This window comes from Nitratireductor sp. PBL-C9, from assembly GCF_050877045.1.
Lineage (GTDB): Bacteria > Pseudomonadota > Alphaproteobacteria > Rhizobiales > Rhizobiaceae > Nitratireductor > Nitratireductor aquimarinus.
On record NZ_JBPAXW010000002.1, the window covers coordinates 331,383 to 343,880 of the forward strand.

Annotated in this window: 11 protein-coding genes; 7 read left to right on the plus strand and 4 right to left on the minus strand. The window is 62.6% G+C overall.

Features of this window, described 5'->3' with window-relative positions; translation table 11 throughout:
• Positions 1 to 31: 31 nt before the first annotated feature.
• Positions 32 to 1,489 carry an aminotransferase class V-fold PLP-dependent enzyme gene (locus tag ACRTG1_RS05505; RefSeq protein ID WP_432515869.1) on the minus strand — a complete coding sequence of 486 codons (1,458 nt, stop codon included), beginning with the start codon at positions 1,487 to 1,489 and terminating at the stop codon, positions 32 to 34.
• Positions 1,490 to 1,597: 108 nt separating this feature from the next.
• Between ACRTG1_RS05505 and ACRTG1_RS05510 the strand changes: the two genes are divergently transcribed.
• Together ACRTG1_RS05510 and ACRTG1_RS05515 are read left to right on the plus strand one after the other, a co-directional pair.
• Positions 1,598 to 2,059 carry an Lrp/AsnC family transcriptional regulator gene (locus tag ACRTG1_RS05510; RefSeq protein ID WP_113154079.1) on the plus strand — a complete coding sequence of 154 codons (462 nt, stop codon included), beginning with the start codon at positions 1,598 to 1,600 and terminating at the stop codon, positions 2,057 to 2,059.
• Positions 2,060 to 2,091: 32 nt separating this feature from the next.
• Positions 2,092 to 3,315 carry a multidrug effflux MFS transporter gene (locus ACRTG1_RS05515; RefSeq protein ID WP_432515870.1) on the plus strand — a complete coding sequence of 408 codons (1,224 nt, stop codon included), beginning with the start codon at positions 2,092 to 2,094 and terminating at the stop codon, positions 3,313 to 3,315.
• Here ACRTG1_RS05515 and ACRTG1_RS05520 read toward each other — a convergent pair whose 3' ends face one another.
• Positions 3,316 to 3,666: a RidA family protein gene (locus ACRTG1_RS05520; RefSeq protein WP_206546874.1), complete on the minus strand. Its 351-nt coding sequence runs from the start codon at positions 3,664 to 3,666 to the stop codon at positions 3,316 to 3,318.
• An 11-nt stretch (positions 3,667 to 3,677) separates the two neighbouring features.
• The gene (locus ACRTG1_RS05525) at positions 3,678 to 4,784 is read right to left on the minus strand and encodes an NAD(P)/FAD-dependent oxidoreductase (protein ID WP_432515871.1); all 1,107 of its coding nucleotides are present in this window, start codon (positions 4,782 to 4,784) and stop codon (positions 3,678 to 3,680) included.
• Between the two features lie 392 nt (positions 4,785 to 5,176).
• Between ACRTG1_RS05525 and ACRTG1_RS05530 the strand changes: the two genes are divergently transcribed.
• Positions 5,177 to 7,807: an ATP-binding protein gene (locus ACRTG1_RS05530; protein ID WP_432515872.1), complete on the plus strand. Its 2,631-nt coding sequence runs from the start codon at positions 5,177 to 5,179 to the stop codon at positions 7,805 to 7,807.
• Positions 7,804 to 9,003: a sensor histidine kinase gene (locus ACRTG1_RS05535; RefSeq protein ID WP_113154084.1), complete on the plus strand. Its 1,200-nt coding sequence runs from the start codon at positions 7,804 to 7,806 to the stop codon at positions 9,001 to 9,003. Before ACRTG1_RS05530 ends, ACRTG1_RS05535 begins: the two co-directional genes overlap by 4 nt.
• Here ACRTG1_RS05535 and ACRTG1_RS05540 read toward each other — a convergent pair.
• Positions 8,988 to 9,725: a response regulator gene (locus tag ACRTG1_RS05540; RefSeq protein WP_113154085.1), complete on the minus strand. Its 738-nt coding sequence runs from the start codon at positions 9,723 to 9,725 to the stop codon at positions 8,988 to 8,990. The two genes, ACRTG1_RS05535 and ACRTG1_RS05540, sit on opposite strands and share 16 nt — an antisense overlap.
• Positions 9,726 to 10,101: 376 nt before the next feature.
• Here ACRTG1_RS05540 and fmdA point away from each other — a divergent pair, with 376 nt between their 5' ends.
• The 3 genes from fmdA to ACRTG1_RS05555 all read left to right on the plus strand — a co-directional run bounded on the left by fmdA (position 10,102) and on the right by ACRTG1_RS05555 (position 12,348).
• A complete protein-coding gene (gene fmdA, locus ACRTG1_RS05545) occupies positions 10,102 to 11,328 on the plus strand; it encodes a formamidase (RefSeq protein WP_007007629.1) in 1,227 nt (408 codons plus the stop codon).
• Between the two features lie 139 nt (positions 11,329 to 11,467).
• Positions 11,468 to 11,980, plus strand: a complete 513-nt coding sequence (locus ACRTG1_RS05550; protein WP_206544545.1) for an AmiS/UreI family transporter — start codon at positions 11,468 to 11,470, stop codon at positions 11,978 to 11,980.
• 62 nt (positions 11,981 to 12,042) lie between these two features.
• Positions 12,043 to 12,348 carry an FmdB family zinc ribbon protein gene (locus ACRTG1_RS05555; protein ID WP_007007627.1) on the plus strand — a complete coding sequence of 102 codons (306 nt, stop codon included), beginning with the start codon at positions 12,043 to 12,045 and terminating at the stop codon, positions 12,346 to 12,348.
• Positions 12,349 to 12,498 lie beyond the last annotated feature (150 nt).

Here is a 12,498-nt window from a genome sequence, read left to right on the forward strand (position 1 = left end):
CGCACCGCGCTGACCCTCACGGGTTGATGATCTAGCCGGCCATGGCCAGCGTCTTGTGGCGGAAGCGGGCCGTGCGCGGATCGAAGTCGTAAGCGCCTGCATGCCGCTGCGCCTCGCGCGCCAGCCGGTCGACGGTCTCGATGATGAAGTCCGCTTTCTCGTGCGTCATCAGGTAGCTCAGATTGAGCCGCACCCAGCCCGGCTTTTCCATCTCCTGCCCGTCCCGAATGCTCTGCAAGAGCGCATTCGAGGTGGGCTCGTCGATCTCCAGAAGCTGGTGCGCATAGGGGCCGGCGCAGGCGCAGCCGCCGCGCACCTGGATGCCGTGCAGATCGCTCAGCATACGGGTGAAAAGCTGGTGGTGCACCGTGCCGTTCTCCGGGCACAGAATGCGGAAGGAGTAGATCGGCAGACGCCGGGCAGCCGGATTGCCGAGCATCTGCAGGCACGGGTTCTTCGACCACACGGCGATTGCGCGCTGATGCAGCTCTTCATGCCGCCGGTCGATGAAGTCCTGTCCAAGCGCTTCCTTGATGATGAGCACGAGGGCCGCGCGGATGTCGCCCAGAACATCGGGTGTTCCGGCCTCTTCGCGCGCTGAAAGCGAGGTCGAGTATTCGTGGCCCCAGGGCGAAACGAAACTCACCGAGCCGCCGCCGGGCATGGAGGGGCAGGCGGTGCGGGCGATTTCGTTGCGCAGGACCAGAAGACCCGATGCGCCCGGTCCGCCGGGGAATTTGTGGGGCGAAAGCACCACTGCATCCTTGGCGCAGTCCGTGCCGGGCTTCATGTCGATTTCCAGATAGGGCGCACCACCGGCATAGTCCCAGATGGCGAGCGCGCCATGGGCCTTCAAAAGCCGGGTCACCGCGTCCGTGTCGGTGGTGATGCCGGTCACGTTGGAGGCGGCGGAAAACGTGCCGACCTTCAGCGCCGCATCGGCATTTGCTTCAAGGGCCGTGGCAAGCGCGCCCAGGTCCGGGCCGCCGGTCGCGGCTTCGGGAATGGCGATGATCTCCGCGCCGCTTTCACGCCAGGGCAGAATGTTGGAGTGATGCTCGTAAGGCCCGGTGAAAACCACGACGCGCGCCCCTGCGGCCACAGCCTCGGAGATCTGCAAAAGCCGCACCAGCCGGTTGATGCCGGCGGTCGCGCCAGCGCCTGAAAAGACGACGCTGGTCTTGTCGTCGGCGTTGACGATCCGGTGAATTTCCGCGCGCGCCGCCTGACGCAGACGGGTGCAGAAGGAACCGCAATAGGAGGCTTCCGTATGGCTGTTCGCATAATAGGGAAGCACTTCATCACGGATGAAATCCTCCACCTGCGCCAGCGCCCGGCCTGACGCCACATAGTCGGCATAGACCAGCGTCTTCTTGCCGAAAGGACCGTCGATCACGGCATTCTCGCCGATCAGCCCGTCACGCAGATAGGCGTCGAGGTCGGTGCGCTTGAGGTTGTCGGCAAAGGCTTTGAGAAGGTCACTGGGCATGGCGGCGGTCCGGGAAGTTGATCGATGCGCAAGGATCGCACAATGATGAGCGATCATTCCCACACAAAGTGATGGCAAAACTCTCAAAATTGGGTCATATGATCGGATATGAGTGAGAAAATCGATCAGTTTGATAGAAGAATATTACGCGAGCTGCAGCGTGACGCCGGCCTGTCGCAACGCGACCTGGCAGAGAAGGTCGGGCTGTCGCAGAATGCCTGCTGGCGCCGGCTGAAATCGCTGGAGGAGCGCGGCGTCATTCGCGGGCGCACGCTCAATGTCGACCGCAACAGGCTGGGGCTCGGGCTGGTGGTATTCGTGATGGTCAAGACGCGCCATCACTCGACAACCTGGCTGCAAACCTTCCGTCAGCACGTGTCCAGCATCCCGGAAGTGGTCGACTTCTTTCGCATTGGCGGCGATTACGATTACATGCTGCGCATCGTGACAACGGACATGCAGAGCTTCGATTCCGTCTACCAGCGCCTGATCCAGAAGGTGGAGCTGGAATCGGTCACCTCCTATTTCGCCATGGAGGCCATCGAGGAACGGCGTCCCCTTCCAATCTGATGCGCCCCTGCCAATCTGATAAACATGAGCCGATGGAAAAACGGACAATCTCCTTCGAGCGCATCGCGCTTTATGCGTTCCTCACATCGCTGACCGCGCTCAGCATCGACGCAGTGCTTCCGGCGCTGCGCCTGATCGAGAGCGATCTGCATGTGGAACCGCCCCTGTCCACGCAGCACATCGTGTCGCTGTTCATCTTCGGCATGGTGTTTGGCGAACTCGTGATTGGCCCCATTGCCGACGCCATCGGCCGCAAGCGGGCGCTGGTCGGTGGTCTCGCGCTCTACATGGCCGGAACCGTGGTGGCGATGCTCTCCACCTCGGTGGAAATGATCGTGCTCGGCCGCATCCTGCAGGGAATCGGCGTCGCCGGCCCCAAGATCGCGACGCGCGCGCTGGTCCGCGACCAGTTCGAGGGTGAGGCCATGGCGCGCATCATGTCCTTCATGTTCGTGCTGTTCATTCTGGTGCCGATGATCGCGCCCGCCATGGGGCAGGCGGTGCTGGCATTCGCCGGCTGGCGGGCCATTTTCGCGGTCTATCTGGCGCTCTCGATCCTGCTCTGCATCTGGCTTGTCATGCGCCAGCCCGAGACGCTCGCCCCGCAAAACCGCATCCGCTTTCACCCGGTCACGCTCCTGCAAAACGGTTCGCGCGTTCTGCGCAACCGGCGCGTTTCGCTTCTGATCGTGGCCACGGGCTTCGTGTTCGGCGCGCATCTGCAATATCTGAGCACCGCAGCCGATATCTTGTTCGATGTTTACGGGATCGATAGCCTGTTCCCGGCCTATTTCGCAGCCTTCGCCGCCAGCATCGGTCTGGCCTCCATGGTCAACGCGCAGGTGGTGCGTCGCTTCGGCATGCAGGCCATGTGCGAATATGCGCTTTGCGGTCTCGTGGCGTTCGGGCTTTGCCTGCTTGGCCTGTCCCTTGTGTGGGAAGGGCAGCCGCCACTGCCCGCCTTCATGGCGCTGGGCTTTGCCATCTTCTTCTGCATCGGGTTTCTGTTTGGCAATCTGAATGCCATGGCGATGCAGTCTCTGGGCCAACTGGCCGGGCTCGGCGCATCGCTGATCGCATCGGGGTCGAGCCTTGTGGCGGTGGTCTTCGCCGTGGCCTTCGGCGCATTCTACAACGAGACGACCATCCCGCTTGCATCAGGCTTTCTCGTCACGGGCATTGTGGGCCTGATGCTGGTCCGGCTCGCCGCGCGGGCGAGCCGGGAACCGGTGGTACCGGTCAAGCGCGGGGCCTGATCAGCCAGCTGCCGCGACGACGATGATCTCGACCGTGTATTCGGGCGTAGCCAGTGCGGACTCGCCGCAGGCGCGCGCCGGTGCGTGGCCGGGAGCAACCCATGCGTCCCACACGTCGTTCATCTCGGCAAAGTCGTTCATCGAAGCGAGCCAGATGGTCGCCTGCAGGATGCGCGACTTGTCGGAGCCGTTCTGCTCGAGAAGGGCGTCGATCTTGGCCAGAATGTCCTTGGTCTGCGTGGCGACGCTTGCGCCCGGCGTGCCGACCTGGCCAGCCAGGTAGATGGTGCCGTTGTGAATGACGGCCTGGCTCATGCGGGTGCCGGTGTCGACGCGTTTGATATCGGACATGTTTTTTCCTTTCAGATCTTGATGAGGCGGTGTGGCGCAAGTGCCTGCACCACGGTTTCAGCGAGGCCGGACTTGCGACCGGCGCACAGGTCGGCTGCGAGCGCGGAAAGGGCAGGCGAGGTCTGTACGCCATAGCCGCCCTGGCCGGCCAGCCAGAAAAAGCCCTCCGCATCCGGCGCGAAGCCGACAGCGGGGGTGCGATCGGGGAAGAAGCTGCGCAGGCCCGCCCAGCTCCGTTCAATGCGTGTCACAGGCACGGTGACGGCCTGTTCAAAGCGATGCAGGCCCTCGGCCAGCACCATGTCGTCGGGCCAGGCGTCGAAAGGCTCTGACGGATCTTCGTCAGCCGGCGAAACCATCAGCTTGCCCGCATCGGGCTTGGCGTACCAGCCTTCGCCCGCACAGGCGAAAAGCGGCCAGCGCGTGACGTCGTGCCCCTCGGGTGCGGGCAGGATCACGGCCGAGCGGCGCATCGGCGTCAGGCCGAGCGGCTGCACACCGGCAAGCTTCGCGACCTCGTCAGCCCATGCGCCTGCGGCGTTGACGATGATGGGTGCGGAGAACGAGCCCTGCGGGGTTTCAAGCGTCCACACGCCATCCGCACGCGAAATGGCGGTGACGGGGGCCTTGTTGACGATGCGGCCGCCCTGATGGCGCAGCATCTTCGCAAAGCCCTGCAGCAGACGGTCGACATCGATGTCCTGCGCGCCTTCCTCAATCGCCGCCGCCACGATGTTTTCGCGGCGCAGAATGGGCACGCGTGCAACCGCAGCATCCGCGTCGAGCCGCTCCATGCCCGTCGCGCCTTCGAGGATCTTGTCCAGCGCGCCGACATGTTCCTCGGTCGCCACATAAAGCAGGCCGCGCGGAGTGAGCAGGATTTCGTCAGAAATGCCTTCCGGCTCCTTGAACACCGGTTCGGCAGCCGCATTGAGGGCGCGCAGGGTGTCGTTGCCGTAATTGCGGATGTAGATCGCAGCCGAACGGCCGGTGGCGTGATAGCCGATGGCCTCTTCCGTCTCCAGAACGGTCACGCTGGCGTCCGCCGCCATGCGCGCGCCCGCGCCGATGCCTGCAATGCCACCGCCGATGACGATGATGTCGGATGTCTCGCTCATGCTTCCCCTCAAGCTGTTTTGCCGCCGCTCGCGACGTCCGAATGTGCCTGTGCCTCTGCGGGCACATGATTGCCCCGTGCGTCTGAGGGCGCGGGGCGATTTTGTCAACTCAAACGCTGCCGGTTGGGCGATTTAGCGACGGCACACAGATAACGGGCATGAAGCGAAAGCAATAGGCTCAACGCGGTCGGCGCATTATGGCACTGCGCCGGCGCGACCCGTCTTTCACACACAAACCGGGTGGGGAAGAACGCCGTTCCCCCGTGCTGCGGGGACTGGTCTCGAAGCCGGCTTTGTGTGATCATTTACCGGGGAGAATGGGAGAACCTCAACAAGATGCGTAAAGCACAGGCTTCGCCTGACTGGTGGTGTGCAGGGCGGAGTGCGGGTTAGTGGAAACACCGCAATCGCCTGCCTTACGATCCTATCATTCATGGATCGCCAATGAGACGCTGGAGGACTATTCGCTGCGCTATGCGGCGCGGTCGTTCCGGCGCTGGTCTCCGTTCGTCATCGCCAACACAGCGCTCGGCGGCATCTCGTTTCTGGCTCTGGAGGCCATCGGCGGGGCGATCACGCTCAGCTACGGGTTCGCCAATGCGTTTCCCGCCGTTCTGATCACCTGCCTGTTCGTCTTCGTGACGAACCTGCCCATTGCCTATTATTCCAGCCGCTACAACATCGACATGGATCTGCTCACGCGCGGAGCAGGGTTCGGCTATATCGGCTCCACCATCACGTCGCTGATCTATGCGACCTTCACCTTCATCTTTTTCGCGCTCGAAGGCGCGATCATGGCGCAGGCGCTGAAGCTGTTCGCGGATGTGCCGCTGGTGCTGGGCTACATCATCTCATCGCTCGTCATCATTCCGATCACCTTCATGGGCGTGACGATGATCAGCAAGTTGCAGATGGTCACCCAGCCCATCTGGATCGCAATGCTGCTTGCGCCTTTCATCTACATCGCGGTCGGCCATCCCGAAACGCTCGATCAGTGGATGGCCTTTGCCGGCAGCGAAACGCCGGATGGCGGGTTCGATGTGCTCGCCTTCGGTTCGGCCATCGGTGTTCTGTGCGCGCTCTCCATCCAGATCGGCGAGCAGGTGGATTATCTGCGCTTCCTGCCCGACAAGACGCGCGAAAACCGCTGGCGCTGGTGGGCGGCGGTCATCTCCGCCGGTCCCGGCTGGATCGTGGTCGGCGGTTTCAAGATCCTGTGCGGCAGTCTTCTGGCCGTGCTTGCGGTCTCGGCCGGCCTCTCGCCATCGACGGCGCTCGAACCGATCCACATGTACATCAAGGCCTATGAATATGTGAGCGACGACCCGCGCACCGTGCTGGCGCTGGCGGCGATCTTCGTTCTCATTTCGCAGGTAAAGATCAATGTGACGAACGCCTATGCGGGCTCGCTCGCCTGGTCCAATTTCTTCTCGCGCGTCACCCATTATCACCCCGGCCGCGTGGTCTGGCTGATCTTCAACATCCTGATCTCGCTGCTTCTGATGCTGCTCGGCATCTTCCAGACGCTTGAGCTCGTGCTGGCGGTCTATTCGGTCATCGCCGCCGCCTGGATCGGCTCCATCTTCGCCGATCTCGCCATCTTGAAGCCGATGGGCGTCAGCCCGCCCTTCACCGAGTTCAAGCGCGCCTATCTCTACGATTTCAATCCGGTGGGCTGCGGGTCGATGGCGTTTGCCTCGCTGTTCGCGATCATCTGCTTCATGGGCAGTTTCGGCGATCTGGCGGAAGCCTATGCTGCCCCCATCGCCTTCTTCACCGCGCTTTCAAGCGCGGTGCTGATCGGCGTGGCGACACGCGGCCGCTATTATCTCGCCCGTCCGCGCGTGCCGCTTGCCGAGCCCGACAAGCCGGTGGTGCGCTGCGAAATCTGCGAACTGGAATATGAGCGGCCGGACATGGTGCACTGCACTTTCTACCGGCGTCCGATCTGCTCGCTCTGCTGCAGTCTCGATTCCCACTGCCACGATGCCTGCAAGGTTCCCGGCGCAAATCTGGAAGCGCCGCATTATCTGGGCCGCGCCCTGCGCAGCAAGATCGCGCCACGCATGACGCAGCGCCTGCTCAAGGTGAGCGGCGTTCTGTTCTCGCTGGCGGTGATGACGGCTGCCGTCTTTCTGCTGACCTACCGCTTGATCGAGCCGACCGCGCTTCAGCCGCATGTGGAAAGCGGCGCGCTTCTCCTGCGGGTGTTCCTGGCGCTCCTGCCGCTGCTCGCCATCGGCGCGTGGTGGATCGTTCTTTCGCACGAAAGCCGCGAGCTTGCGGAGCGCGATCTGGTGACATCGCTTGAAAAGCTTCGGCAGGCGCAGCAGGAGCTCGCCTCCAATGAGCGTCTGGCGGCAATCGGTCAGATCACCGCCACGGTCAGCCATGAGCTGCGCAATCCGCTGGGCACGATGGTCACCTCCGCCGATATTCTGCGCCGCTCGCTCAAGAACGCGGATGAGCCCGTCACCGGCGAATTGCAGCGCCTGCAACGCAATGCCTGGCGCTGCGTGCGCATCATCGAGGATCTACTGGACTTCTCGCGCAAGCACGCGCCCGTCATGTCGCCCGTCGCCATCGACCGCTGGGTCAAGCAGCAATTGAGCGAAGAGGATCAGGAGATCGCGCATCTCATCACGCTCAGGCTTGATGCCGGGTGCGACGTGCTTGCCGATGCAGAGCGTCTGAGGCAGGCCTTCTCCAATGTTCTGCAGAACGCGGCGCAGGCCTGCGAGGAACGCGGGAAGCAAAGCGGTCAGATCATCATCTCCACGCAGCGCCTGCGCGACCGCGTCCACCTGTCGGTGTCCGATAATGGCGGCGGCATGTCTCAGGATGTGGCCGAGCGCGTGTTCGAGCCGCTGTTCAGCACCAAGGCGTTTGGCGTCGGGCTCGGCATGCCGCTCGTCAAGCGCATCATGGAGCAGCATGGCGGCGATGTGCTCATCGAAAGCCAGAAGGGTGCCGGCACCACCGTATCGCTCGTTCTGCCCTGTGCGGGAGTGCGCAAGGCATGACTGATCGTGAACTCGACCTCCCCGCAGAAGTCATCGGCGAACATCCATTGCGTGAAACCACACCGGCGGAAGACCATTGCGTGCTTATCGTCGACGATGACGAGGATTTCGCCGCCAGCCTGTCGGGCCTCCTGAAACTCGAAGGCTACAGGATCGTGGTTGCCCACGATCCGCAGGCAGCACTCGCCTTCCTCGAAGAGGCGCGGATCGCGGTCGCCCTGGTCGATGTGCGGCTCGGCACCGGCAATGGCGTCGATCTGGTGCGCCAGATCCGCCAGCGCGAACCGGACGTGGTGTGCGTGATGGTCACCGCCTACGCTTCCATCGACACTGCCGTCGAGGCGTTGCAGGCGGGCGCCTATGACTATCTCTGCAAGCCGTTTCACAGCGAAGACCTGCTTGCCACGCTCGCCCGCTGCTTCGAGCGCATCCGGCTTCTGGAAGAAAAGCGGCTGGCGGCCGAGCGGCTCGGGCAGAAGCAGCGCATGGAGGCGATGGGCCAGCTCACCAGCGGCATCGCGCATGACTTCAACAACATACTCGCCGTTCTCCTGAGCAATCTGCGCTGGCTGGAGGAGCGGCTGGCCGACCAGCCGGAACTGGCCGAACTGGTCACCGATGCGCTCGAGGCCACCAGGTCGGGTTCCGAACTCACCGACCGCCTGCTGCGCTTTGGCCGCCAGCGCGCGAAAGACATTGCCGTGGTGCAGCTTGGCGAGGCGCTTCCGCCCCTGATGCGGGTTCTGGGGCGCACGCTGGGGGATACGGTGTCCGTTTCGCTCAATGTCGCAGACGGGTTGAACAGCGTGCTCATTCCCGCCGGTCAGCTGGAGCCGAGCCTCGTCAATCTGGCGCTCAATGCGCGCGATGCGATGCCGGGCGGCGGGAGCCTGCATTTCGACGCGTCGAATGTGATCGTTCGCCCGGAGGATGCGCGCGTCGCTTCGGGGCTGTTACCGGGGCGCTATGTGCTCCTGTCGGTGCGCGATACCGGTCATGGCATGCCGGTGGCGGTGCGCCGCCGCGCGCTCCAGCCCATGTTCACCACCAAGCCGCCGGGGCAGGGCAGCGGTCTTGGCCTGTCGATGGTGGATGGCTTCGTGCGGCAGGCCGGTGGCCGTCTCGGCATTCTCAGCACGCCGGGCAAGGGCACCAGCGTCAATCTGTATTTGCCGGCGCACTATTCCTCGGACTGAGGCGCGAACATGTAACCGACACCGCGAATGGTCTTGATAAACTGGGTGTCGCGGGCATTGTCGCGCAGCTTGCGGCGGATCTTGCCGATCATCACGTCGATGCTGCGGTCATAGGGGTTCCAGTTGCGGTTGGCGACGATGTCGAGGATCTGCTCGCGCGAAAGAACACGCCCGCGCCGCTCCACCAGCGCCGCCAGAAGCTGGAATTCCTGGCTCGTCAAACGCACCGATTCTCCCCGGGGTGAGGAAAGCTGATGCCGTGCGGGATCAAGTTGCCAGCCGGCAAAGCACATGATCGGCGAGCGGCTTTTCTCCTGCGGTTCCGGCATGCTGATGCGCTTGGCGAAGCGGCGCATGACGGTGCGGATGCGGGCCAGAAGTTCGCGCGGCTCGAACGGCTTGGTCACGTAATCGTCTGCCCCCAGCTCCAGGCAGACCACCTTGTCTATCGTGTTGTTCTTGCCTGAAAGCATGATCAGCGGCAGGTCGTGCTGGGCGCGCAGGCCGCGCGCAAGCGAGACACCGTCTTCGCCGACCGGGAAGGTCAGATCGAGAATGACGAGATCGAAGTCCTCATCCGCCATTGCGCGGCGCATGGAGCGGCCATCCTCGGCGCTTGTTACGGCATAGCCTTCGCTCGTGAGGAAACGCTGAAGAAAGCGCCGAAGACGCTGATCATCATCGACAATTAGTACGCGATGTTTTTCGTCCGTGATCCCCATGGCTCATACGATAGTCGCAAACGGTTGCATCGGTCGAGAAGGGAGTTTGCTCCGGTCTTTTGGAAAATGCGCGTTTTGTATCCGGCCAAAGGTAACCGGGGCGGGCAAGGCGCTGGCGGCTCTGGATGCGCCCACGGCAAATGACTGAAATTCAGAGCTTATTTCAGGCTGTTCAAGCGAAAACGAATTCTCCGGAATGTCCCTGGGCGGTTACAAAAAATTACAAAGCGGGCGTTCTCCAGAGCCAATCGGCTTACAGTCCAGACCTAATCTTCTCCGGCACGGTTTCGTCCGGTCGCATCTTGCGGGCGGGCGCAAAAATGACGGGGGGCTCGACACTGGAACCTCCGACTGGCCGTTCAAGAGGAGGAGACCTATGCCTAAAACAGTGTTTTCAGTCGATCTCAACAAGGCGCCTGAGGATCAAGCGATCAAGACGCACAATCGCTGGCATCCCGACATTCCGATGGTTGAGACCTTCAAGCGCGGTGAGGTGTTCCGCGTCGAGTGCTACGACTGGACCGGTGGTCAGATCGGTAACAATGACAGCGCCAACGACGTGCGCGATGTCGACCTGACCCGCGTTCACTATCTGAGCGGTCCGTTCGGTTTCGAGGGCGCAGAGCCAGGAGATCTGCTGGTCGTCGACATTCTCGATATCGGCGCAATGCCTGAATCCGAATGGGGCTTCAACGGCCTGTTCGCCAAGGAAAATGGCGGCGGCTTCCTGACGGAGCACTATCCGAACGCAACCAAGTCGTGCTGGGATTTCCAGGGCATTTACACGACCTCGCGCCACATTCCGGGCGTGCGCTATCCGGGCATCATTCACCCGGGCCTGATCGGCTGTCTGCCCGATCATGCGCTTCTGGCCGAAGCGAACCGCCGTGAGGAAGAGCTGGTTTCGACCGACCCGAACCGGGTGCCGCCGCTGGCCGCACTGCCTTATTCCGACACGGCGCTCATGGGCCAGATGTCGGGTGATGCAGCACGCAAGGCGGCGGAAGAAGCGTGGCGCACCGTGCCGCCGCGCGAACATGGCGGCAATTGCGACATCAAGAACCTGTCGCGTGGCTCCAAGGTCTATTTCCCTGTCTATGTGAAGGGTGGCGGTCTCTCCATGGGCGACATCCACTTCTCGCAGGGCGATGGCGAAATCACCTTCTGCGGCGCCATCGAAATGGCCGGCTGGATCGACATCAGCGTCGATGTCATCAAGGGCGGCATGGCGAAATACGGTGTCGTCAACCCGATCTTCAAGCCGAGCCCGATTGATCCGCATTTCGATGATTACCTGATCTTCGAGGGCATCTCGGTCGATGAGCACACGGGCGAACAGTATTATCTGGACGCGCATGTGGCCTATCGCCGGGCCTGTCTCAACGCCATCGAGTATCTGAAGAAGTTCGGTTACACGGGCGAACAGGCCTACAGTATCCTCGGCACAGCGCCGGTGGAGGGCCGAATAGCCGGCATTGTGGACATACCGAATGTGTGCGCCACGCTGGCCATTCCGACAGCGATTTTCGACTTCGACATCAATCCGAACTCGACCGGGCCGACCAAACAGGTCTCCGGCGTGGATGTCGCACGAACAAGCTGAGTGGCCTGGAGCATCGGGCCGGGAGGCGCAGGCCGCCTCCCGGTTGTTCCGGTGCTCCGTCGGGCCGTTTTCAAAAGAAACGAGTGGGACAGCCGGGGTGGGACCCGGCTGAACCCGCCTTTCGGGAGGAAGAGCTGCCATGCTGCTCGGGTTTGCCTTGCTTTACGTCGGCGCCGTCCTGTTTCTCAACGGGCTGTGGCTGATGGGAAAGATCGACGACAAGGAAATTGTCGTCATCAATGTGGTGTCCGGCTTCGTCACGCTCTGCGTCGCGCTGGCTTCGGCATTCGGCGCTGCGGCGGATGCCGCGTCGATCAAGTCTGCGGCGCTGACGCTGCTGTTCACCACCACCTATCTCTGGGTCGCCTACAACCGCGTGGTCGCGGTGGATGGCCGCGGGCTCGGCTGGTTCAGCCTGTTCGTGGCAATTACCGTCGTGCCCATCGCGATTGAAGGACTGGCCGGCGCGCAGACCTTCACCGACACCTGGCTCGGCCTCAACTGGGCCATCTGGGCGGTGCTCTGGTTCATGTATTTCCTGCTGCTTGCCCTCAAGCGTCCGATCCTGCAGGCCACTGCGGTTGTCACGCTCCTCACGGGCATCATCACCGGCTGGCTGCCGGGGTTCCTGCTGCTTCAGGGAATGCTCTGAGCTTTTTCGTGCGGCGGCGTCAGGCCGCCGCACCATGCGAGACAGAATTTTCGGAGACCAACATGCCGCTTTACAATTATGTTTGCGAAGATTGCGGACCTTTCGACGAGTGGACGTCCATGGCTGATGCAGGCAATGCATGCGCCTGCCCGAGCTGCCAGACGCCGAGCAGTCGCGATGTGGCCGCGCCAAGCCTCAGCCTCATGAACGGCACGCTCCGGCGCGCGCTGGCGCGCTCGGAAAAAAGCGGCAGCGAGCCGCGCGTGGTCAAGAAGGAACATCTGGCCGGTTGCGGCTGTTCGCTGTGCAATATCGGCAAGAAGGGCCCGCCTTCTCCACGCAAGAAATGGATGATCGGCCACTGCTGAGTTCGCGCTCGTGGACACAGGCCTTCAGGCCGATTCAGGGTGCTTTTCAGGCAGACGGCGCCCCCGCATTCCGGGGGCGCCGTCCGCCTGTTTCATTTTGTCGCCAGATTTGTTGAAACGGTGCGCTTTATGATTTCTGCAAATTGGCGT